Source organism: Campylobacter ureolyticus, assembly GCF_013372225.1.
In the GTDB taxonomy this organism is placed as follows: Bacteria; Campylobacterota; Campylobacteria; order Campylobacterales; family Campylobacteraceae; genus Campylobacter_B; species Campylobacter_B ureolyticus.
Genome location: NZ_CP053832.1, coordinates 1515234 through 1536789, shown reverse-complemented (window position 1 = coordinate 1536789; position 21556 = coordinate 1515234). Strand labels below are relative to the sequence as shown.

Genomic DNA, 21556 nt, shown 5'->3' with positions numbered 1-21556 from the left:
CGTTATTTAAAAGATTTTATGCTACAATACACAAAAATTTTATTTAAAAGGGAATAAGCTTGGCTATAAAAGACGATATCAAAGATGTCAAAGAGAGGATGGATTCTCAAGGACAGTTTTTAGAAAATATTATAAAAAGTGAGTTGTTTATCAAAAAATACAAAAAGCCAATCGTTGGCACTTTTATTGTGGTGTTTTTGGCTATTGTTGTGTATTTGGTTGTTGATTATCAAAAAGAAGCAAAATTTAAAAAGGCAAATGAAAGTTATAATGAGCTTATTTTAAATCCAAATGATAAAGAAGCAGCAAAAAAGTTGCAAAGTTTAGATAAAAACCTTTTTACTCTTTTTGAATTTAGACAAGCCTTGGATAATAATGACAGCAAAAAAATAGATGAGTTGTCAAATTTAGAAGATATCGATAAACTTTTAAAAGATATTATAAGTTATGAGGCTGGAAAACAAAGCGGTGAAATTTTAAGCTCATATAGTGCTTTTATGAGTGGATACGCTTATTTAAAAGAAGGAAAAGTAGAAGAGGCTAATAAGGAATTTATCAAAATTTCTCCAAACTCAGGACTAACTCAAATAGTTAAAAATTTAAGACATTACAATGGAAATAAAAATGAAAAAAATTAATTTATTAAGCATAGTTTTATTATCTATTTTTTTAGTTGGTTGTTCAACAAAAAGAGAGTATTTTTCACCACAAAAAGATGAAATTTCAGGAAAAGCTTCTTTTGATAATAAAACAGGAAGTGAAATTTTATATGTAACAAAAAGTGGAATTACTCTTAAAAATGGCAAAGTCATAACAAAAGATGAAAGGTCTTTTAATTTAAATTTGGAAAAAAAAGAGAAATTTTTAAATTATAATGATGAGAAAATAATAACTTCAACTATCGATGGAAAGTTAAAAATACTAGATGCAAACTCAAATCTTATTTTTGATGAAAAATTTCCATCTCAGCCTGTTAGTGCAAGTTTAATTGGAGCAAAACTAGCGGTTGTTTGTGCTGATAACTCTATTTGGATGATAGATATAAATAGTAAAAATGTTATTTTAAGTGATAAATTTGATACTACTTTTACGCTTGATTCAAGGATCGCATCTCCCTTGTTTGCTGGAAATGGAGTTGTTGTTTTCCCAACACTTGATGGAAGAGTTGTAATTACGGTAAATGGAATGAAAGCACAAGATATTTTTGTAAGTGCTGAGCCATTTTTTAACAACATCGTATATTTAGATGTTTTGGGTGATAAGATGTTTGCAGCCACAAATTCAACTTTAATTTTAATTTCACCAAGTGGAAATAAAAGATTACTTCAAAATATAAGAGATATTTTTAGATACGAAGATAGAATTTATCTATTTAGAAAAGATGGAATAGCTCAAATTTATGATTTAAATTTAAATGAGATAAAAGAAAGTAAGTTTAAATTTGCAATTTTTTCAGGAGTTATGCCACATGAAAATAGCATTTATATATTTGAAAAAACAGGATATCTTATTAAAACAGATTTAAATTTAGAAAATTCTCAAATTTATAAACTAAATGATGAGCTTGATAAACTTAGCTTTGCAAGTATAGAAAATTTTTATCATAAAGATAAATTTATAAAGTTAAAATAAAGTCGTATTGAAATGGATGAGCTTTTAGTAAAGCACAATATAATACTTCAAAAAAGCAAAAATTTAAGCCTTAAAGAGTTTAAAACAAGATCTTATAAGGCTTTATTTGGCATTGATCTAAAGTCAAATAATACAATTTTATTTTTTAGGGATGCTAAGAGCAGGTTTTTGCAAAAAGATAGCTTAAAACTTGTCCAAATGTCAGAAAGTTTAGCAAAAAAAGAAAATAGAATCATTAAAAAAAAGATATTTTTCTATAACTCACAAATTTGTTCAAAGGCGTTGGAATTTTTAAAAAAGAGTGGTTGGAAATGTTACTTTGTGATGTAGGAAATTTCAGTGCCAAGTTTTGGGATGATGGCAGACTTTTTAGTCTAAGTATTGATGAGCTTAATAAATTTAATCCAAAAGAAAATGTCTATTATATAAATGTAAATTCCAAATTTATTCCAAGAAGTAGCAAATTTATAGACATAAAAGATTATTTTAAATTTGATACTATTTATAAAGGTCTTGGTATAGATAGGATAGCAGGGTGTTATACTATAGAAAACGGGGTTATTGTAGATGCAGGAAGTGCAATAACGATTGATTTGATGATTTCAAATACTCATCAAGGTGGATTTATTACTCCAGGCATTGGATCTTATCTAAATGCTTATAAAAGTATCTCGCCAATTTTAGATATTCCATTTAACTCACAAATTGAACTCGATTGTTTCCCACAAAAAACAAATGATGCTATTTCTTATGGAATTGTAAAGCCTCTAGTTTTAGCCATAAATGAAATGGCAAAAAATAAAGAGATTTATTTTACAGGCGGAGATGGAAGTTTTTTTGTCAAATTTTTTGAAAAAGCTATTTTTGATAAAAATTTGGTTTTTAGAGGTATGCTTAAGGCTATAAATGAACACAATAGTAAAACTACTAAGGATGATAAATGATAACAATCGCCCTTCCAAAAGGAAGAATAGCAAATGATACTTTAGAAATTTTTAAAAAAGTTTTTAAAAAAGAGTTTGTTTTTGAAGATAGAAAGCTTATATTAAATGTAGAAAATTTTAAATTTTTAGCTATTAGAAGCCAGGATGTGCCTACTTATGTAGAAAATGGTGCCGCTGATGTAGGCGTAGTTGGACTTGATGTTTTGGAAGAGCATAAGCCAAATGTTCTAAGACTGCTTGATTTAGGGATTGGTAAATGCAAAGTATGTGTTGGCATACAAAAAGATAAGATTTTAAATTATGATAAGCCAAATTTAACAGTTGCAACAAAAATGACAAATATAACAAAAGAATTTTTTGCTAAAAAAGCAACTCCAGTTTCTATTATAAAACTATATGGCTCAATTGAGCTTGCTCCGTTAATAGGACTAAGTGATTTGATAGTTGATAATGTTGAAACCGGAGCAACAATGAAACAAAACGGATTAAAAGTAGCTGAAACTATCATGGATAGCTCAGCTTTTTTAATATCTAATAAAAATAGCTTTATAAATAAAAAAATTGAAATTTTAGAAATTTATGATAAAATCTCAGCTGTTTTGTGATGAGATTTTCTTGTGAAATTTTCTTATATTTTCAATAATTTCATTTATTATATTCATAAAAGTTTCGCTATTTTTCTTGTCTTTTGAGTAAATTGCATATAGATTTCTTATAAACTTTTTACCTTTTATATTTACTTTATAAAGTCCATTTCCAAGTTCATTATGTATCGCAAAATAAGGCAAACAGGTAAATAGTGGTCTGTTTCTAATAGAGTTTTTTATCGCTTCTGAAGTTGGAAGCTCTAATATGACATTTAAATTCGTGGTTTCTTTGATGTTGTTAAAAAACACCTCTCTTGTGCCAGAGCCAATCTCTCTCATAACCCAACCATAGTCTTTTAAAGAATTTATAGTCCAAGATTTTTGTGCAAGATTTTTATCTCCAGTTACTACAAAAAGCTCATCCTCGCATATTGTTATAGTGCTTACCTCACTGTTTTTTAAACTTCCTTCGATAAGACCGATATCGCATTGATTATTTAAAATACTTTGCAATATAGCTTCAGTATTTTCAATTTTTATATCTAAGTGAATTTTTGATTTATCGTTTTTATTTTCTAATATTTCGCTTACTGCTTCTGGCAAAAGATAACTCCCGATATTTTTACTCGATGTAATTGCAATATCAAACATACCTCCATTTAGCATATTTTTTCTAATTTCTAAAACTCGGTTATAAATTGGAGTAATTGATTTTAAAAAAGCTTTTCCTCTTTCGTTAATTACAAGACTTTTACCTATTCGATCAAACAGCTCACCGCCAAGCGAGTTCTCAAGATTTTTAATAGCAATTGACATTGCTGATTGTGAAATACCAAAAAATTTTGAACACTCACTAATTTGTTCTAATTCGCAAACCTTGATAAAATACTCAATCTGCTTTAATGTCATAGAAAATCCTTTTGATATGAAATTTACACATTATATCTAAATAATTAAAAATATATTATGTAAAATAGTTTATTATACAAATTTTTTAAATGTTTTGTGAATTTATGTAATAATTTAGTTTTATTTGATAAAATACAAATATTAATATAAAATTTATATAAAGGAAATTTTTTGGAAAATTTCAATTTAAGTAAAAAGAATTTAAAAAAAGAAAATAATAAGAAAAAACTATCTCATAAATCAATATATAAAAATAGAAAATTAAAAGCTTGGGTTTTTATTTTAACAAGTGCACTTTGTGCTTATTCTTTATCGCTTCTTGCACCAATTAAGACTTTAGCAATAAGCCCTTTAATAATTGCTGTTGTTTTAGGAGCTATTTTGGCAAATACGTTTTATAAAACTTCGATTTTTTTAGAAAAAACAGGCGTTATAAAAATTGCAACAAAACAAATTTTAAGACTTGGAATAGTTTTATATGGCTTTAAAATAACATTAAATGATATTGGTCATGTTGGATTTAGCGGCGTTTTAATGGCATTTTTTATAGTTTTTTCTACATTCTTTATAGGATATTTTTTAGGACTTTTCTTAGGACTTGATAAAAAAAGTTCTATTTTGATAAGCTCAGGAAGTTCTATTTGTGGTGCAGCAGCAGTTTTGGCAACAAGTAGTGTTATAAAAGCAAAGAGCGATAAAATAGGAGTTGCGGTTTGTACTGTTGTGGTTTATGGGACTATTTTTATGTTTTTATATCCAGTTTTATTTAGACTTGGAGTTTTGGATTTATCAAAAACACAAATGGGATATTTAATGGGACTATCGCTTCATGAAGTAGCTCATGCGGTTGGCGCTGGAGCAGCTGTTGGCGAGGAGGCAAATGATTTAAGTGTTATAATGAAAATGCTTAGAGTTTTAATGCTTGTGCCATTTTTATTTATGATAAGTTTTTTTGACTTGGAAAAAGTGCATGATAAAAATAGTGAAAAAATGAGTAAAAAAATAACTATTCCTTGGTTTGGACTTTGGTTTTTGGCTATGGTTTTTATCGGGTCATTTTTGCCATTAAATTTGCGTGATATTTCACTTCCAATTGTAAATTTTATAGATATTATGCTTTTAACAACAGCTATGTTTGCCCTTGGTGTTACAATTAGAAAAGATATGTTAAAAAAATCAGGTAAAAAGCCATTTATCCTAGCTACTTTTTTAGCTATATGGCTTTTTACTATTTGTTTTATGATTGCTAAATTTTTAGTTTAGATTTCTTAAATTTTGAAGATTTAAATTTCTTAACCTTCTTTTTTCTTAAGTTTTGCTAAAAGCTCTTCAATATCATACTTTGCTCTATGACTTTCACTCATTAGATGAATGATTACATCGCCTAGGTCTATTACGCTCCACTCATCACTTGCTTCAATACCTAAAAATTCTTCACCTAAAGGTTTTAAAGCTGCATCTAAATCATCAGTTAAAGATAGTCCATGTTTTCCTGTAAGAGTTGTGGCAATTACTACATATTTAGCGATATAATCCTCATTTCTCATATCGATTATCTCAACATTTTCAGCCTTTTTATCCTCTAAAACTTTTTTGATGGTTTCAAGTTTTTTTTCCATTTTTTTATCCTTATAAAAATTTATTACTTCACTTTTTATGGAATTTGGTATGAAGTCTTTGTTTAAATTTTGTCTAAATTCTGTAGATGAAATATTAACATTAATGTCTAACTTTTTCAAGGGTAAAATTTGTTTTAAGTTTTTTATCTCATCTTCATTTCTTGAAGCCACTACAAATTCTACCAAACTGCACAGCTCGTCAAATTTATGCCATTTATTTAAGTCTTTTAAATTATCTTCGCCAATAATTAAATAAAATTTATCAATTTTAAATTTAGAATATAAAAATTTAACGCTTTGTATTGTGGGGACTGGATGATTTTGCAAAATTTCATAATCACTTATTAAGACATTATCTAAATTTTGCCAAAGTTTTTTACACCAATTAAGTCTTAAAGTTGGTGGGGCAAAAAAACCATTTTTAAATGGATTTATAAAAGTTGGCATTACGATAAGTTTGTCTAAATTTAGAACTTTTAAAGATTTTTTTACAATTTTATCATGTCCTAAATGTGGTGGATCAAAGCTCCCACCAAAAAGTGCTATTTTCATTTTAATTAGTTTTAACCTTAAATTCAGTAAAATAAGCTTTGATTATACCAAATAAAAGGAAAATATATGGCACTTAAATTTGCAATAAACGGTTTTGGACGCATCGGAAGATGTGCTGCTAGAATTTTATTAAACAGACCTGATACTGAACTTGTTGCGATAAATGATACAGCTAAAAGAGATATTACAAGATATTTATTAGAGCATGATTCAGTTCACGGTAAATTTAATAAAAAAGTCGAAGTAATAAATGATGATTATATCGCTGTTGATGGCAAAAAGATAAGGGTTTTTTCAACACGTGATCCAAATGAATTAGAATTTAAAGATTTTGGTGCAGAGGTTGTGCTTGAATGTACAGGAGCCTTTTTAACAACTCAAAGTTGTGAGGTTTATATTAAAAACGGGCTTGATTTGGTTGTGATGAGTGCCCCTGCTAAAGATGATACGCCAACTTTTGTAATGGGCGTAAATAATGAAAATTATAAAGACGAAAAAATCATTTCAAATGCAAGTTGTACAACAAACTGTCTTGGACCTATTGCAAAAGTACTTGATGCTGAGTTTGGTATCCAAAAAGGACTTATGAATACAACTCACGCCTATACAAGTAGCCAAAACTTGCTTGATGTAAAAAGTAAAGATTATAGAAGAAGTAGAGCAGGAGCTATTAATATCATCCCAACAACCACAGGCGCTGCAAAAGCCATAAGTTTAGTGTTGCCAAACTTAAAAGATAAAATGCACGGACTTAGTCTTAGAGTTCCAGTGCCAAATGTCTCGATGCTTGATTTAACTGTTTTACTTGAAAAAAATACCACTGCCAATGAGGTAAATTCAAAATTTAAAGAGTATGCAAACTCTTCAATGAGGGGAATTTTAAGCGTTGATGAAGATTATTGTGTTTCAAGCGATTTTATAGGAAGTAGTTTTTCAAGTATTGTTGCAGCTGATATGACACAAGTTGTAGGTAAAAATATGCTTAAAGTTTTGAGTTGGTATGATAATGAATGGGGTTACTCGAATAGACTTATTGATTTGGCTATTTATGCAAAAAATAAGATGAAATAAAAGGGCTAAGATGAGTGAGAATTTACTGTTTATAAAAGATGTTAAGTTTGAAAAAGGCAAAAAAGTTTTTATAAGATGTGATTTTAATGTGCCAATGGATGAGTATCAAAATATAACTGATGACAGAAGGATTAGATCAGCACTTTCTACTATAAAGTACTGCTTAGATGAAGGTATGGCAGTTATTTTAGCTAGTCACTTGGGTCGTCCAAAAAATGGTTTTGAGGAGAAATTTAATCTAAGTCCAGTTGCAAAAAGACTAAGCAGACTTTTAAAAAAAGATGTAAAATTTGTAAATGATATAATAGGTGAAAATGCTCAAAATGCAGTAAATGAACTGGGCGAAAATGAAATTTTACTTTTAGATAATTTGAGATTTGAAAAAGGTGAAACTAAAAATGATGATGAGTTTGCCAAAAAATTGGCTGGATTTGCCGATTTTTATATAAATGATGCTTTTGGAGTTTGCCATAGGGCTCATGCATCAGTTCATGCAATAACTAAGTTTTTTGATGAAAACCATAAAGCAGCTGGCTTTTTGCTACAAAAAGAGATAAATTTTGCTCAAAATTTGATTAAACATCCTGCTCGTCCTTTTGTTGCAATAGTTGGAGGAAGTAAAGTTAGTGGGAAGCTTCAAGCTTTAAAAAATCTGCTTCCAAAAGTTGATAAGCTGATAATTGGTGGAGGAATGGCATTTACATTTCTAAAATCAATTGGTTTTGAAATAGGAAATTCACTTTTAGAAGAAGAGCTTTTAGAGGATGCAAAGAAAATTTTAGATAAAGCAAAAGAGCTTGGAGTTAAAATTTATCTTCCAGTTGATGCCATTGTGGCACCATATTTTTCAGCAGATAGCGTTATGAAATATGTTACAACTCAAGAAATTCCAAAAGATTGGATGGGTTTAGATATTGGACCTGCTACAGTTACTCTGTTTAAAGAAGCGATTGAAGATGCAGGAACTATATGGTGGAATGGGCCAATGGGTGTTTTTGAAATGGATAAATTTGCAAGAGGAAGCCTAAGGATAAGCCATGCAGTTGCTGAAAGTAATGCAACTACAGTAGTTGGAGGTGGCGATACGGCTGATGTTGTAGCAAGAGCAGGCGATCAAGATGAAATAACATTTATCTCAACAGGTGGTGGAGCAAGTTTGGAATTAATCGAAGGAAAAGAACTTCCCGGAGTTAAGGTTTTATTAAGAAAGGAAGATTTGTGATATTTGCTGCAAATTTAAAGTGCAACCATACAAGAAACAGTTTTTTAGAATACGCAAGCGTTTTAAATAATTTTTTAAAAAACCGCAAAAGCTGTGAAAATAGTGATGAAATTTTTGTTTTTCCTACAAGTTCAGCATTTTTAGAGGGCGACTTTGTTTTTAACCAAGGCGCTCAAAATTTTTATCCTGTAAAAAATGGAAGTTTTACAGGTGAAATTGGAAGTGAAATTTTAGATGAGTTTGGTATAAAAACAGTTTTGATAGGACATAGTGAAAGAAGAGCTTTAGGTGAAAATAATGAATTTTTAAAAGCCAAATTTGAGTTTGCTAAAAAAAATGGATATAAAATAATTTTTTGCATTGGTGAAAGCGATATAACTTATATGAACGCTTCAACTAAAAGCTTTTTAAAATCACAGCTTGAAGGGCTTGATTTAGAGTATGAAAATTTAAACCTAGCTTACGAACCGATTTGGGCTATAGGAACTGGAAGAAGTGCAAAAATAAACGAGATAAGTGAAGTTTTAGATTTTTTAAGAACTTTTACAGATGCTCCGCTTCTTTATGGTGGAAGTGTAAATTTAAACAACATTAGTGAAATTTTAAGCGTTAAAAACTGCGATGGTGTTTTAGTTGGAAGTGCAAGTTTAGATATAAATAACTTTATAAATTTAATAAAGGTAAAAAATGAATGATGTAATTATTAAAGGGGTAAAAGATGAAAATTTGACTCTTTTAAAGAGCATTGCTAAGCTTTTAAATAGTGAATTTATTGTTAAAAATAGCAAAGATTTAAGTCAAAGTGAATTTGAGGAGCTTGAAAAAAATATGTTAAAACTGGCAAATATGCCAAAAAATTTAGAAGTTTTAAAAAGGCTCAAAGATAGATGAAATACTTAAATATTTCTCAAGTCATAAAACTTCATACGCAAATTATCGCAGTTTCTGGAGGGCTTGATGGATATAATAAAACACAAATTAGCTACCTAAATTCTGTTTGTGAAAATATTAAAAATGATGAGTATTATCCTACTTTTTTAGATAAATTAACTCATTTGATTTTTTCTTGCGTTAAATTTCATCCATTTTTAGATGCAAACAAAAGGACGGCTTTACACATAGGATTAGCATTGATTTTAATAAATTTTCCTGATTTGAAAATAGATGATTATTATATAAAAATGGAAGATATTGTCATTAACGTTGCTGATGGAAGTGTTTCAAAAGATAAGTTAAAAGAAGAATTAAACAAAATTTTAAAGGATAAAAGATGATTTTAAAAGGAAAAAAAGGTTTAATAGTTGGAGTTGCAAATCAAAAATCAATTGCTTATGGTATCGCAAAAGCTTGCAGAGATATGGGGGCAGATTTAGCTTTTACATATTTAAATGATACACTTTTAAAAAGAGTTGAGCCAATAGCAAATGAGCTTGGTAGTGATAAGGTTTACAAGCTTGATGCAAATAGTGATGAAGATTTAATAAATTTAAAAAATAGCCTAGAAAAAGATTTTGGAAAAATTGATTTTGTTCTTCACGCAGTTGCTTTTGCCCCAAAAGAAGCATTAGAGGGTGAGTTTGTAAATACTTCAAGAGAAGCGTTTAATGTTACTATGCAAACAAGTGTTTATTCACTTTTAGCTTTAACAAATGCAGTTTTACCACTTATAAATGAAGGTGGAAGTATTTTAACTTTAACATATTTAGGAGGTCCTAAATTTGTGCCACATTACAATGTCATGGGCGTTGCAAAAGCTGCACTTGAAAGTAGTGTGAGGTATTTAGCCCATGATTTAGGAAGTAAAAATATAAGAGTAAATGCAATTTCTGCAGGCCCTATAAAAACTCTTGCAGCAAGTGGAATAGGGGATTTTAGAATGATTTTAAAATGGAATGAGATAAATGCTCCACTTAAAAGAAATGTAACAATTGAAGATGTTGGCAAAAGCGGAATGTATCTTTTAAGCGACCTTGCTTCAGCAGTAACTGGAGAAATTCACTATGTTGATTGTGGTTATAATATCCTTGGAATGGGCGATATTGCCAAAGATGAAGAGGGAAAAACAATTTTAGCATGGGATAAGGATAAGTAAGGATACTTTATGAAAGAAAGTTTATGCGTATTTGACTGTGAGACAATTCCTTGTGTAGAAAGTCTTAAAAAAGCTTTTCCAAACGAGTATGAAAGTATTTTAAAAAAATATGAAGATAGTGTGGATGAAAATAAGATCAATTATGAGTTTTCAGACCTTATACAAAACAGACAGCTTGAAAAAACAGGAAGTAGTTTTTTACCAGTAAATTTTCATAAAATCGTTGCAATTAGTGTTGTTTTTGGTGATGAGTATGGAAAATTTGTGAGAGTTGCACAAATTCCAGGAAATGAAAAAGAAATGATTAAAAATTTCTTTATGATAATGGAAAAAAATATGCGACTAATTAGCTTTAATGGGCGTGGGTTTGACTTGCCGATGATGATGATAAGAGCAATGCGTTATAATTTAAGCATTCCAGCTTATTTTGAGATTGAAAATAAAGAATTAAATAAAAGCAAATGGGATGGGAATTATAAAAGCAGATATGATGGCAAATTTCATCTTGATCTAATGGACCATATAAGCGAATTTGGCTCAGTTAGAGGACTAAATTTGAACTCACTTTGCCTTAGTTTAAACTTACCTGGCAAATTCGATACTCACGGCGATGAAGTTATGGAGCTTTTTTATAACAATGAGCTTGAAAAAATTCAAATTTATTGTCAAAGCGATGTTTTAAATACATATTTACTTTTTTTAAAATATGAACTTTTAAAAGGAAATATAAATTTAGAAGATTATGCAAGTTCTATCTTAGAAACAAAAGAATATTTAAACTCTGAAAAACAAGGCATTAACTACACGCCTGTTTTTACAAAATGCATTGATGAAGAGATAAAAAGGTGCGAAAGTGAAATTTAAATGGCTTTTGGTTTGTTTATTTTTTGCAAATTTGAATGCTGTGATGCTTTTAAGCGAGTATAAGGACGAGAATTTAAGCGGCTGGTTTATGAGTGAAAAACTTGATGGCGTTCGTGTCACATGGGATGGTAAAAATCTAATTTCAAGAAAAGGAAATAAATTTGCCGCTCCTAAGTTTTTTACAAAGGATTTTCCTAAAACTAAGCTTGATGGAGAACTTTATACAAAAAGAGATGATTTTGAAAATATTGCTTCAATCACTTCAAAACTAACTCCAAGCAATGAGTGGAAAGAGCTTAAATTTTATATTTTTGATATGCCTGAAGTCGAGGCAAATTTCAGCATAAAATATGAAAAAATGAAAGAAATTTCTAAAAATTCTAAATTTATTGAGGTAATTTCGCAAACTAGAGTTAAAAATAATGATGAGGTTTTTAAGTTTTTAGATGAGGTAGTTGCTGGTGGTGGCGAGGGCGTTGTTGTGCGTGATCCAAATTTGATTTATGAAAACAAAAGAAGCACTAAAATTTTAAAAATTAAAAAATTTAAAGATGCAGAGTGTGAAGTGGTAAAAATAAATCCTGGAAAAGGCAAATTTGAAGGATTGATGGGCTCGATTGATTGTAAAATGCCAAATTCAAAAGTCTTTAAAATAGGAAGTGGCTTTAAGGAAAGTGATCGAAAAAATCCACCAAAAATAGGGCAAATTATTACTTATAAATACCAAAATTTAACTACAAATGAAGTGCCAAGATTTCCAGTATTTTTAAGAATAAGAGATGAGATTTAATAAATTTAATGTAAAATAACAAAAAAGGATAAAAAATGAAAATTCTAATTACTGGTGGTGCCGGATATATCGGCTCACATGTTACAAAACAACTAATTGAAAGCAAAAATCACGAAATAGTTGTGATAGATAATTTTTGCAAGGGGTCGAATTTAGCTATTGAGACTTTAAAAAATGTTGCGAAAAAAAATGAGGTAAAATTTGAGTTTATAAATTTAAGCTTAGAAAATATAAATGAGCTTGAAGATGTTTTTAAAGAGCATAAATTTGAAGCTATTATTCATTTTGCGGCATTTATAGAAGTTTTTGAAAGTACTCAAAAGCCACTTAAATACTATAGAAATAACTCAGCAAATGCCTTAAATTTAATAACTTTATGTGCTAAATATAATGTTAATAAATTCATTTTTAGCTCAACAGCTGCTGTTTATGGAGAGCCTAAAGATGGAATAGTAAAAGAAGAAACTCCTTTAAATCCAATAAATCCTTATGGTAAAAGCAAGGTCGTTACAGAGTGGATTTTAAAAGACTATGCGTTGTCAAATCCAAATTTCAAATATGGAATTTTAAGATATTTTAATGTTGCAGGTGCAAGCAATGATGGGCTTTTAGGGCAAAATTATCCAAACGCAACACACTTAATAAAAGTAGCAACCCAAACAATACTTGGAAAAAGAGAAAAGATGAGTATTTTTGGTGAGGATTATGAAACAGATGATGGAAGTTGCATAAGAGATTATATTCATATTGAAGATTTAGCTGCTGCACATTTATCGGTTTTAAAATACCTAAATGATGGCGGAAAAAGTGAAATTTTCAATGTTGGATATGGTAAAGGATATAGTGTAAAAGAAGTTATTAAAAAAGCTAAAGAAGTTAGCGGGGTTGATTTTAAAGCTGAAGTTAGCAAGAGAAGAGATGGTGATCCTGCTAGACTTGTGGCGGACTCAACAAAGCTTAGAAGCTTAACAAATTGGGAGCCAAAAAATGATGATTTGGGCTTAATTATAAGCTCGGCTTTAAAGTGGGAAAAGAAAATAAAAGGCTAAAAATGAGATTTATTTTAGGATTTTTAATTATGGCAAGTACAATATTTGGTTTTGATGCTAGCATTTTTCCAAAGACTGAAAATGGGGAAAAACAAGTTATTTTAACTCTTAAGTCTTTAGAAAATGAAGATGAGTATTTAGTAAAAGTGTTTTTTGGAAAAGAGATGATGTTAGATTGCAACGCTCACTCTTTTATGGGTCTTAATTTAGAGAGAAAAATACTTCAAGGTTATGGATATGAGTACTTTAAACTTAGTGGAAGAGATGATATAGCCTCAACCATGATGCTTTGCAGTGAGCCTAAAAAGCTTAGATTTTTAAGCTTTGATCCAAATTTTATAGTTCGTTATAACTCCAACTATCCGCTTGTATTTTATGTGCCGATAGATTTTAGTGTAAAATATGAAGTATTTAAAAAAGTAGAAAGTAAAATACTTAATTAAATGAAAAAACTTCTTTTTATAACTGGAACTAGGGCTGATTTTGGAAAACTCAAGCCACTTTTAAATTTGGTTCAAAACTCTTCTAAATTTGAATTGCATTTAATAGTAACTGGGATGCATATGATGAGTAGCTACGGTAGCACATATTTGGAAGTTTTAAAACAAGGTTATAAAAATGTCTATCTTATAAACAACCAGTTTTTAAACGAGCCTATGAGCTCAGTTCTTGGAAATACTATAAATCTTTTTTCAAGGTTTTTTAGTGAGATAAAACCTGATATGGTTTTTATACATGGTGATAGGCTTGAAGCTTTGGCAGGTGCGATAAGTGGGGCTTTTGAAAATATATTAGTTTGTCATATTGAAGGTGGAGAGATTTCAGGAACTATTGATGAAAGTATTCGTCATGCAGTTAGCAAATTTGCCCATCTTCATCTTGTTTCAAACAAGGAGGCTAAAAATTTATTGATTAGAATGGGTGAAGATGAAAGTAAAATTTTTATAATTGGCTCTCCGGATTTAGACATAATGGCAAGTGATAATTTGCCAAGCTTAAAAGAGACTTTTATTCATTATGATATCGGCTTTGAAAACTACGCTATTTCTTTGTTTCATCCAGTTACAACTGAAAACACTCTTATGCAAAAATACGCAAAAAGTTATTTTAATGCCTTAAAAAATAGTTCTTTAAACTACATTGTAATATTTCCAAACAATGATAACGGCTCTAAATTTATAATAAATGAAATTTCAAATTTAAAAGATTTGAAAAACTTTAAAATTTTTCCATCGATACGATTTGAATATTTTCTAACACTTTTGAAAAATTCCAAATTTATCATTGGAAATTCAAGTGCTGGAGTTAGAGAAGCGCCTTTTTATGGTGTTGGAGCGATAAATGTAGGCACTAGACAAAATGGCAGAGTCAAAAGTATAAATTCCATTATCAATACAAGCTATGATGAAGATGAAATTTTAAAAGCGATAAATTTGTTAAAAAATTTTCCGAAATTTGAGATAAATAAAGAGTTTGGTTTTGGAGATAGCGTTAGCAGATTTAAAGAATTTTTAAATAATGATGAAATTTGGAAAACAAATTTGCAAAAAAGGTTTGTTTTATGAAAAAAGTAGCTATTATATTAGCCCGTGGTGGCTCAAAAGGCATAAAAGACAAAAATCTTTCTAAAGTTGGCAAATTTTCACTTCTTGCAAGGGCAATTCTAGCAGCACAAAAGAGCGAAATATTTGATGAGATTATAGTCTCAACTGATGCTTTAAGTTTAAAAAATGAAGCTTTGAAATTTGGCGCTAAAGTTATAGATAGACCAAGTGATTTGGCAAGCGATAAAGCAACTTCTATAATGGCTATGATTCACGCGATTAATTGTTTAAATTTAAAAGATGGAATTGCTGTTTTACTTCAGCCCACAAGTCCTTTAAGAGATAGTTTTCACATAAAAGAAGCTTTTAATAAATTTGAAAAAAACAAAAAAGGCTCTTTAATTTCCGTTAAAAAAGTAGCTCATCATCCATACAAAAGCTTGATTTTTAAAAATGGTAAATTTGAACCTGTAAATGAGCTAAAGGATTTAGAATCCCCTAGGCAAATTTTACCCTTTGCCTATGAGCCAAATGGTGCAATTTATATAAATTTCATATCTGATTTGTTAAAATTTAAAAGATTTTTTATCGAGCCTATCGATATTTATGAGATGGATGAGAAAAGTTCAATTGACATAGACAACCCGCAAGATTTAGAAATGGCAAATTTATTTGCAAAGGAAGATTAAATGAATAAAAATATTGAATTTGAAATAAATGGTAGAAAGATAGGATATAAGTATGATCCTTTGATAATTTGTGAAATCGGGATAAATCATGAAGGGAGTTTAAAAACAGCTTTTGAGATGGTTGATGCAGCTTTTAATGCAGGAGCAGAGATTATCAAACATCAAACTCATATAGTTGAAGATGAGATGAGTGATGAGGCAAAAAGTGTAATTCCTGGAAATGCTGATGTGAGTATTTATGAGATAATGAAAAGATGTGCCTTAAATGAAGATGATGAGATAAAACTTCAAAAATATGTAGAGAGTAAAGGTATGATTTTTATCTCAACTCCTTTTTCAAGAGTAGCTGCTAAAAGACTTTACAAGATGGACATTCCTGCTTATAAGATAGGATCTGGCGAGTGCAATAACTATCCGCTTATTAAACTTATCGCTTCATTTAAAAAGCCAATTATCTTATCAACTGGAATGAACCCTATAAAAAACATCCAAAAAGCAGTTGATATTATAGAAGAGGCAAAAGTGCCATATGCTTTGCTTCACTGCACAAATGTTTATCCAACCAGATATGAAGATGTTAGGCTTGGCGCTATGAATGAGCTGGCTAAGGCTTTTCCAAATGCAGTTATCGGACTTTCAGATCATACTACAAATAATCTTGCTTGTATCGGTGGGACAGCTATTGGGGCATCTATTTTAGAGCGTCATTTTACTGATAGAATGGATCGAATTGGGCCTGATATTGTCTGCTCTATGGATCCAAAGGCTTTTAGGGAGTTAAGTTATGCTACAAAGGCGATGAGACTTATGCGAGGCGGACAAAAGGATAGTGTTGTGAAGGCAGAAAAACCAACAAAAGATTTTGCTTTTGCAAGTGTTGTAGCTGATAAGGATATAAAAAAAGGTGAACTTTTAAATAGTGAAAATTTATGGGTAAAAAGACCTGGAAATGGTGATTTTAGTGCTGATGATTATGAGAGCTTATTTGAAAGAGTTGCTAAAAATGATATATCTAAAAATGCACAAATTAAAAAAAGTGATTTAGAGTAAAGCTATCTTTTGCATGAATAAGTTTTTTAAAGATAGTTCTATCTATGTTTTTGGGCAAATTGTAGCAAATTTGCCCTCTTTTTTGCTTATACCGTATCTAACAAGAAAGCTTGGTGCTGATGGATATGGTGTTATGTCATATTATATTTTTTATATGACTTTATTTGGCATTTTTGTAGGTCTTTGCCAAGATGGTGCAGTGGCTAGATATTTTTATTTTTATGGAAAAAGAAATCTAAAAAGCATTGTAATAGTTGGCTATATTTATGCTACTTTTATTAGCTTTTGCATTTTAATAACTGCTTATTTTTTAAATTTAAAAATAATAATGCTAATAAGCTTAATATCTCTAACTCAAGCCATGCTTAGTGTGCAGCTTGCCATAAGGCAGTGTCAAAAAAAACCAATCTCATATGTGGTAATTCAAATAGCAACTTCTTTTTTCATAGTATTTTTTACCATTTTTTTATTAGAGTATTTTAGTGAAAATTTGGTATTTTATCGCTTTTTAGCTCTTTTTTTAGCAAATTTATTGGCTGTTTTGTTGGCTTATTATTTTTTAAAAGGCTATAAAATAAGGTTTAGTAAAAACAACTTTAAAATTTCTTTTTTATATATTTTTAGCTTTGGATTTCCACTTGTTTTTCATCATATAAGTGGACTTTTAAAAGGGCAGTTTGATAGAGTTTTGATTTATAATTCATATTCTAATGCCCAGCTTGGAATTTATGCAGCAGCTTTTAATATAGCTTTGATTTTTAATGTATTGTTGATGTGTGTTAATAAAGCAACTTTGCCATATTATTACGAAGCTTTAAAAAATAAAAAATTAAATGGAAAAAAAATTAGAAAATTAAGCCTAGTGTTTTTACCATTTTCTTTTTTGCCAGTTTGTATAATACTGCTTATTCCAAACACTATTTTTTTATGGTTTTTAGGAGGTGAGTTTGTTGGAGCTAAATATTACACAGCCTTATTTATCTTGGGCTTTTCATTTATGCCTACATATCTTGTTTTGGTAAATTATCTTTTTTACTATGCAAAAAACAAAATTATTTCAATTTGCTCAATTATCTCATGTATAATTTATTTGATAGTTTTACTTATAACTTCAAAAATAGATATCAAATTTATACCACTATCAATGATAATTTCAAATTTGGTTATGCTTCCTATGCTTTATTATGAGACTATAAAAATAAAGGAAGAAAAGTGAATTTATTTATCTGCACTACACCACTTCAAATTTTAATATGCGAAAAAATTATAGAAAATTATCATAATGATGAGTTTGAATTGCTACTTATTTGCAATTATAACAATAAAAAACTTCCATTTTATGCAGATAAAATGAAACCAAAATCTAAAAATATCTTTAAAACAACCATATATCAAGCTGGTGTCTATAAAAATTTAAATGGTTTATTAAAAATAAAAAATATGCTAAAAGGCAAAAACTATATAAATATCTTTACACCTCAACCAAAAGGTTTATGGATAGCAACTATTTTAAATAATATAACATATAAAAATTTATATTCTTTTGATGATGGAGTTGCAAATTTATATTATGAGGGTAATTTTATTTATGGAAAGTTGGTAAAGTTAAGGCTAAGGAATAAGATAAAAAAACAGATAAAATATATGCTTCTGGGCATTAAGAAAGATGATTTTGAAAACTATGCTTCTATTTTAAAAGCCCATTACACAATTTTTCCAAATATGCCAAATTTAATTAAAAATACCAAAGAGATAAAACTTTTTAAAGAAAATTTTAGTGATAAGCAAGATAGAAAAAAAATTATAAAACTATTTTTAGGTCAGCCAATTTATGAAAAAGATTTAGAAAAAAATAGCATTTTGATACAAAAGTTGATTGAAAAATTTAAAATTGACCTTTACTTACCACATCCTAGAGAAGAATACATTATAAAAAATGTTAAATATATAGATACTAAACTAATAGCAGAAGATTATATAATTTCACAACTTCAAAAAGATAAAACTATAAATTTTGAAATTTATGGCTTTTTTACTACTGCACTTTTTACTTTATCTAACTTAAATATTTTAAAATTAAATGCTATTTTTATGCAAAATGATGAAGTTTTTGAAAATGTAAAGTCTTTGTATAGTATAATGCAAAAATTAAATATAAAGGTTATAAATTTATGAGCAATCCTTTAATTTCAGTTATCGTTCCAGTTTATAATGTGGAAAAATATCTTAAAAAATGTATCCAAAGTATTATAAATCAAACTTATAAAAATTTAGAAATTATCTTAGTTGATGATGGAAGTAGTGATAACTCAGGTAAAATTTGTGATGAATTTGCCCAAAAAGATAATCGCATAAAAGTTATTCATAAAACAAATGGTGGACTTAGTGATGCAAGAAATGCAGGGCTTGATGGAATGAGTGGAGAATGGGTAAGTTTTGTTGATAGTGATGATTTTATAAGTCCTTATTATGTAGAGAATTTACACTATTTAGTAAATAAATATGATGTAGATATAGCTATAACTTCATTTGTTAGATTTTATAATGAAAATACCAAATTATCATCAAGTAAAATATCGAATCAAGAAGTGCTACTTCATGATTCAAGCGATGCTGTAAAAAATATGCTTTATGGAAAATATTACTCTGTAAGTGCATGGTCTAAAATGTATAAAAAGCATTTATTTTGCGATAATAGGTTTACAAAAGGTAAAATTTATGAAGATTTTGAATTGACACCAATTGTTACTAGTCAATCAAAAAAAGTGGCGTTTTGTAATGTGATAGATTATTTCTATTATTGCAGGCAAAATTCAATAACAAAGTCGGATTTTTCTGAAAAAAATATGCAAGGATATGAGGCTTTAGATAGCTTAGATAGATACTTTAGTAATAATTTATCTATAAAAAATGTTTTAAAAGATATTAGAGCTTTATCGCCCTTAATAGATCTGCCTAAAATAAAGATTTCTTCAAAAAATGAAAAGGTTTTATTTGATGAAGTAAGTAAAAATATAAATAATAAAAGACTATTTATCTTACTTTTTAATAAAAATATAAATTTAAAATTAAAGATAAAAATTATATTTTTTATCTGTTTTGGTTGTCATGCTTATGCTAAATTTGAAAGAATGCGTTTAAAAAGACGCATCAACAAAATGATTAATAATGAAAAAAGTGGTGCAGTATATGAATAGTGTTAAAATAGAACAAAAATTTAAAGAGATTTTTACAGATTGCAAAGTTAATAAAATTATTTTTATCGGAGGAATGACTAATAAAAACTATCTTGTTGTTTGTAATAATGATAAATTTGTTTTTAGACTTCCTAGAAAAAATGCAAATAGCATAATAAATAGAGTAAATGAAAAAAACAATCAAATTTTAAGTTTTAAGAGTGGGTTTAATGTAGAAACAGTTTATTTTAATGATAAATCAGGAATAAAAATAACTAAATTTTTAGAAGAGGCAAAAACTTTAAATCCACAAACCGCAAGAGAGTATATAAAAGAAATTGGTAAAGATATTAAAAACATCCATAGCTCAAACATGCCATTTACAAATCATTTTGATGCATTTAAAGAGATGGATAAATACTTATCTTTGCTTTCTAGTGAGTATAAGAATCATAAATTTTTAAAAGATGGACTTATCTTATTTGAAAAATTAAAAAATAAATTAATTGAAATAAATATGGATTTATACAATAAAAGCTTTATTTATACTCCAACTCATGGAGATATAGTTCCTGAAAATATTTTAGCTATAAAAAATCCTGATAATAGTATAAAAAAACTCTATTTTATAGACTGGGAATACTCAGGTTTAAACGATCCTATTTGGGATGTTGCTTTTATATCAGTTGAGAGTAATTTTAACAAACAAGAAGATGAAAAGCTTATAAAAAGTTATGGCTTAAAAAATGATGAAGTTATTAAGATTGATATTTTTAAAAGCATTCAAGATACTTTATGGTCTGTATGGGGACTTGCAAAAATGAGTGCAGGAGAAGATTTAACATCATATGTTGATAATAGGTTTAAACAAGCCTTTGATAGGAAAATATTTTGAGTGGATTTTTATTAGGTCTTTTTAGTGGTATATTTTGGAGTATAGATACAATACTTTTATCTTATTCAACTTTAATTATATTACTTACAGCTTTTATACATGATGGTTTTGGATTTTTATTATTATCCATAAAATCATCTTTTTCAAAAACTTCAAATTTTAAAAATATAGTTAAAAGTGATAGTTTTAAAATAGTAATTTTTGCTGGTCTTATTGGTGGACCTATTGGAATGGGTTCATATATCATTGCTATATCTTTGATAGGACCAGCTTTAGCTACTTGCATTAGTATAACTTATCCAGTAATTGCAGCACTATTAGCAAGATTTTTATTAAAAGAAAAGTTAAATTTAATAGGCAAGATAGGTCTTTGTATAGCTATTATTTCTACAATTTTACTCTATTCTTTAAATATCAAATTTAATATTAGTATATTAGGATTTGTTTTTGCACTTATAACAGCTCTTTCTTGGGGAAGTGAATGTGTTATTATAAAAAAAGCTTTTATTAAAGATAGTTCACTTAGTGAATTTTCTGCACTTTGCATAAGGCAAGGTATTAGTTTCACTACGTATTGCTTTATAGCCTTTATCTATTTTTTATATACAGATTTTAACGCTAGCTTTGAGATTAAAGATTTGAATATAGTTTTTTTAGCTTCTATTTTTGGAACTATCTCATACCTGTTTTATTATGCTGCAATAAAAAGAATAGGTGTACTTAAAGCTATGGGATTAAATATATCATACTCTGCTTGGACTGTTTTAATAATGTTTTTTATAAATGGACAATTCATGCTAACAACTTTTATACTTGCTTTATTTATAATAACAGGAAGTATGCTTACAAATATAAATAATAAAGGATAGCT

Annotated in this window: 26 protein-coding genes; 24 read left to right on the top strand and 2 right to left on the bottom strand. The window is 28.5% G+C overall.

Annotation, left to right across the window (positions count from 1 at the left end):
- The first annotated feature begins 59 nt into the window (after positions 1-59).
- The 5 genes from CURT_RS07825 to hisG are packed head-to-tail and all read left to right on the top strand — an operon-like array spanning position 60 to position 3181.
- Positions 60-638 carry a hypothetical protein gene (locus tag CURT_RS07825; RefSeq protein ID WP_018712858.1) on the top strand — a complete coding sequence of 193 codons (579 nt, stop codon included), beginning with the start codon at positions 60-62 and terminating at the stop codon, positions 636-638.
- Positions 625-1632 (top strand): hypothetical protein, encoded by a 1008-nt coding sequence (locus CURT_RS07820; RefSeq protein ID WP_018712857.1) that lies wholly within the window; start codon positions 625-627, stop codon positions 1630-1632. Before CURT_RS07825 ends, CURT_RS07820 begins: the two co-directional genes overlap by 14 nt.
- A 12-nt stretch (positions 1633-1644) precedes the next feature.
- On the top strand, positions 1645-1962 hold the full coding sequence (locus tag CURT_RS07815) for a hypothetical protein (RefSeq protein ID WP_018712856.1): 318 nt from the start codon (positions 1645-1647) through the stop codon (positions 1960-1962).
- Positions 1944-2576 (top strand): type III pantothenate kinase, encoded by a 633-nt coding sequence (locus CURT_RS07810; RefSeq protein WP_018712855.1) that lies wholly within the window; start codon positions 1944-1946, stop codon positions 2574-2576. The genes CURT_RS07815 and CURT_RS07810 overlap by 19 nt, the downstream gene beginning before the upstream one ends.
- Positions 2573-3181, top strand: coding sequence for an ATP phosphoribosyltransferase (gene hisG, locus CURT_RS07805; RefSeq protein WP_018712854.1), 609 nt, complete (start codon positions 2573-2575; stop codon positions 3179-3181). The genes CURT_RS07810 and hisG overlap by 4 nt, the downstream gene beginning before the upstream one ends.
- Here hisG and CURT_RS07800 read toward each other — a convergent pair.
- Positions 3167-4072: a LysR substrate-binding domain-containing protein gene (locus CURT_RS07800; protein WP_018712853.1), complete on the bottom strand. Its 906-nt coding sequence runs from the start codon at positions 4070-4072 to the stop codon at positions 3167-3169. The two genes, hisG and CURT_RS07800, sit on opposite strands and share 15 nt — an antisense overlap.
- 171 nt (positions 4073-4243) lie before the next feature.
- On the opposite strand from CURT_RS07800, the gene CURT_RS07795 reads away from it, so the two are divergent.
- Entirely contained in the window at positions 4244-5335 is a 1092-nt protein-coding gene (locus tag CURT_RS07795) for a YeiH family protein (RefSeq protein WP_018712852.1), read from the top strand.
- Positions 5336-5364: 29 nt separating this feature from the next.
- On the opposite strand, the gene nadD is transcribed toward CURT_RS07795, so the two are convergent.
- Entirely contained in the window at positions 5365-6243 is an 879-nt protein-coding gene (gene nadD, locus CURT_RS07790) for a nicotinate (nicotinamide) nucleotide adenylyltransferase (protein WP_018712851.1), read from the bottom strand.
- 66 nt (positions 6244-6309) lie between these two features.
- On the opposite strand from nadD, the gene gap reads away from it, so the two are divergent.
- The 18 genes from gap to CURT_RS07700 are packed head-to-tail and all read left to right on the top strand — an operon-like array spanning position 6310 to position 21554.
- Entirely contained in the window at positions 6310-7314 is a 1005-nt protein-coding gene (gene gap / locus CURT_RS07785; protein ID WP_018712850.1) for a type I glyceraldehyde-3-phosphate dehydrogenase, read from the top strand.
- Between the two features lie 10 nt (positions 7315-7324).
- Positions 7325-8536 carry a phosphoglycerate kinase gene (locus CURT_RS07780; protein ID WP_018712849.1) on the top strand — a complete coding sequence of 404 codons (1212 nt, stop codon included), beginning with the start codon at positions 7325-7327 and terminating at the stop codon, positions 8534-8536.
- Positions 8533-9231 carry a triose-phosphate isomerase gene (locus tag CURT_RS07775; protein WP_018712848.1) on the top strand — a complete coding sequence of 233 codons (699 nt, stop codon included), beginning with the start codon at positions 8533-8535 and terminating at the stop codon, positions 9229-9231. Before CURT_RS07780 ends, CURT_RS07775 begins: the two co-directional genes overlap by 4 nt.
- Positions 9224-9427, top strand: a complete 204-nt coding sequence (locus tag CURT_RS07770; protein WP_018712847.1) for a hypothetical protein — start codon at positions 9224-9226, stop codon at positions 9425-9427. Before CURT_RS07775 ends, CURT_RS07770 begins: the two co-directional genes overlap by 8 nt.
- Positions 9424-9810 (top strand): type II toxin-antitoxin system death-on-curing family toxin, encoded by a 387-nt coding sequence (locus CURT_RS07765; RefSeq protein WP_018712846.1) that lies wholly within the window; start codon positions 9424-9426, stop codon positions 9808-9810. Before CURT_RS07770 ends, CURT_RS07765 begins: the two co-directional genes overlap by 4 nt.
- Positions 9807-10628, top strand: coding sequence for an enoyl-ACP reductase FabI (gene fabI, locus CURT_RS07760; protein WP_018712845.1), 822 nt, complete (start codon positions 9807-9809; stop codon positions 10626-10628). The genes CURT_RS07765 and fabI overlap by 4 nt, the downstream gene beginning before the upstream one ends.
- A gap of 9 nt (positions 10629-10637) precedes the next feature.
- On the top strand, positions 10638-11492 hold the full coding sequence (locus CURT_RS07755) for a 3'-5' exonuclease (RefSeq protein WP_018712844.1): 855 nt from the start codon (positions 10638-10640) through the stop codon (positions 11490-11492).
- A complete protein-coding gene (locus tag CURT_RS07750; RefSeq protein ID WP_018712843.1) occupies positions 11482-12282 on the top strand; it encodes a DNA ligase in 801 nt (266 codons plus the stop codon). The genes CURT_RS07755 and CURT_RS07750 overlap by 11 nt, the downstream gene beginning before the upstream one ends.
- A 35-nt stretch (positions 12283-12317) precedes the next feature.
- Positions 12318-13331, top strand: a complete 1014-nt coding sequence (galE, locus tag CURT_RS07745) for a UDP-glucose 4-epimerase GalE (RefSeq protein ID WP_018712842.1) — start codon at positions 12318-12320, stop codon at positions 13329-13331.
- Positions 13332-13333: 2 nt separating this feature from the next.
- Positions 13334-13774 (top strand): ecotin family protein, encoded by a 441-nt coding sequence (locus tag CURT_RS07740; protein WP_018712841.1) that lies wholly within the window; start codon positions 13334-13336, stop codon positions 13772-13774.
- Positions 13775-14896, top strand: a complete 1122-nt coding sequence (neuC, locus tag CURT_RS07735; protein WP_018712840.1) for a UDP-N-acetylglucosamine 2-epimerase — start codon at positions 13775-13777, stop codon at positions 14894-14896. It abuts the gene before it with no gap.
- Positions 14893-15564: an acylneuraminate cytidylyltransferase family protein gene (locus CURT_RS07730; protein WP_018712839.1), complete on the top strand. Its 672-nt coding sequence runs from the start codon at positions 14893-14895 to the stop codon at positions 15562-15564. Before neuC ends, CURT_RS07730 begins: the two co-directional genes overlap by 4 nt.
- Positions 15565-16614, top strand: coding sequence for an N-acetylneuraminate synthase family protein (locus CURT_RS07725; RefSeq protein WP_018712838.1), 1050 nt, complete (start codon positions 15565-15567; stop codon positions 16612-16614).
- Between the two features lie 13 nt (positions 16615-16627).
- Positions 16628-17830: an oligosaccharide flippase family protein gene (locus CURT_RS07720; protein ID WP_018712837.1), complete on the top strand. Its 1203-nt coding sequence runs from the start codon at positions 16628-16630 to the stop codon at positions 17828-17830.
- The gene (locus tag CURT_RS07715; protein WP_018712836.1) at positions 17827-18789 is read left to right on the top strand and encodes a glycosyltransferase family 52; all 963 of its coding nucleotides are present in this window, start codon (positions 17827-17829) and stop codon (positions 18787-18789) included. Before CURT_RS07720 ends, CURT_RS07715 begins: the two co-directional genes overlap by 4 nt.
- Positions 18786-19811: a glycosyltransferase family 2 protein gene (locus CURT_RS07710; RefSeq protein WP_018712835.1), complete on the top strand. Its 1026-nt coding sequence runs from the start codon at positions 18786-18788 to the stop codon at positions 19809-19811. Before CURT_RS07715 ends, CURT_RS07710 begins: the two co-directional genes overlap by 4 nt.
- Positions 19783-20685 (top strand): choline/ethanolamine kinase family protein, encoded by a 903-nt coding sequence (locus CURT_RS07705; RefSeq protein ID WP_172539779.1) that lies wholly within the window; start codon positions 19783-19785, stop codon positions 20683-20685. The genes CURT_RS07710 and CURT_RS07705 overlap by 29 nt, the downstream gene beginning before the upstream one ends.
- Positions 20682-21554 carry a DMT family transporter gene (locus tag CURT_RS07700; RefSeq protein WP_018712833.1) on the top strand — a complete coding sequence of 291 codons (873 nt, stop codon included), beginning with the start codon at positions 20682-20684 and terminating at the stop codon, positions 21552-21554. Before CURT_RS07705 ends, CURT_RS07700 begins: the two co-directional genes overlap by 4 nt.
- Positions 21555-21556: the final 2 nt, after the last annotated feature.

Bases quoted from the DNA above. Each gene is read 5' to 3' on its own strand.
- CURT_RS07820 (WP_018712857.1), top strand. From the start codon at position 625: ATGAAAAAAATTAATTTATTAAGCATAGTTTTATTATCTATTTTTTTA.
- CURT_RS07815 (WP_018712856.1), top strand. From the start codon at position 1,645: ATGGATGAGCTTTTAGTAAAGCACAATATAATACTTCAAAAAAGCAAA.
- CURT_RS07810 (WP_018712855.1), top strand. From the start codon at position 1,944: ATGTTACTTTGTGATGTAGGAAATTTCAGTGCCAAGTTTTGGGATGAT.
- hisG (WP_018712854.1), top strand. From the start codon at position 2,573: ATGATAACAATCGCCCTTCCAAAAGGAAGAATAGCAAATGATACTTTA.
- CURT_RS07800 (WP_018712853.1), bottom strand. From the start codon at position 4,072: ATGACATTAAAGCAGATTGAGTATTTTATCAAGGTTTGCGAATTAGAA.
- nadD (WP_018712851.1), bottom strand. From the start codon at position 6,243: ATGAAAATAGCACTTTTTGGTGGGAGCTTTGATCCACCACATTTAGGA.
- gap (WP_018712850.1), top strand. From the start codon at position 6,310: ATGGCACTTAAATTTGCAATAAACGGTTTTGGACGCATCGGAAGATGT.
- CURT_RS07780 (WP_018712849.1), top strand. From the start codon at position 7,325: ATGAGTGAGAATTTACTGTTTATAAAAGATGTTAAGTTTGAAAAAGGC.
- CURT_RS07770 (WP_018712847.1), top strand. From the start codon at position 9,224: ATGAATGATGTAATTATTAAAGGGGTAAAAGATGAAAATTTGACTCTT.
- CURT_RS07765 (WP_018712846.1), top strand. From the start codon at position 9,424: ATGAAATACTTAAATATTTCTCAAGTCATAAAACTTCATACGCAAATT.
- fabI (WP_018712845.1), top strand. From the start codon at position 9,807: ATGATTTTAAAAGGAAAAAAAGGTTTAATAGTTGGAGTTGCAAATCAA.
- CURT_RS07755 (WP_018712844.1), top strand. From the start codon at position 10,638: ATGAAAGAAAGTTTATGCGTATTTGACTGTGAGACAATTCCTTGTGTA.
- galE (WP_018712842.1), top strand. From the start codon at position 12,318: ATGAAAATTCTAATTACTGGTGGTGCCGGATATATCGGCTCACATGTT.
- CURT_RS07740 (WP_018712841.1), top strand. From the start codon at position 13,334: ATGAGATTTATTTTAGGATTTTTAATTATGGCAAGTACAATATTTGGT.
- neuC (WP_018712840.1), top strand. From the start codon at position 13,775: ATGAAAAAACTTCTTTTTATAACTGGAACTAGGGCTGATTTTGGAAAA.
- CURT_RS07730 (WP_018712839.1), top strand. From the start codon at position 14,893: ATGAAAAAAGTAGCTATTATATTAGCCCGTGGTGGCTCAAAAGGCATA.
- CURT_RS07725 (WP_018712838.1), top strand. From the start codon at position 15,565: ATGAATAAAAATATTGAATTTGAAATAAATGGTAGAAAGATAGGATAT.
- CURT_RS07720 (WP_018712837.1), top strand. From the start codon at position 16,628: ATGAATAAGTTTTTTAAAGATAGTTCTATCTATGTTTTTGGGCAAATT.
- CURT_RS07710 (WP_018712835.1), top strand. From the start codon at position 18,786: ATGAGCAATCCTTTAATTTCAGTTATCGTTCCAGTTTATAATGTGGAA.
- CURT_RS07705 (WP_172539779.1), top strand. From the start codon at position 19,783: ATGAAAAAAGTGGTGCAGTATATGAATAGTGTTAAAATAGAACAAAAA.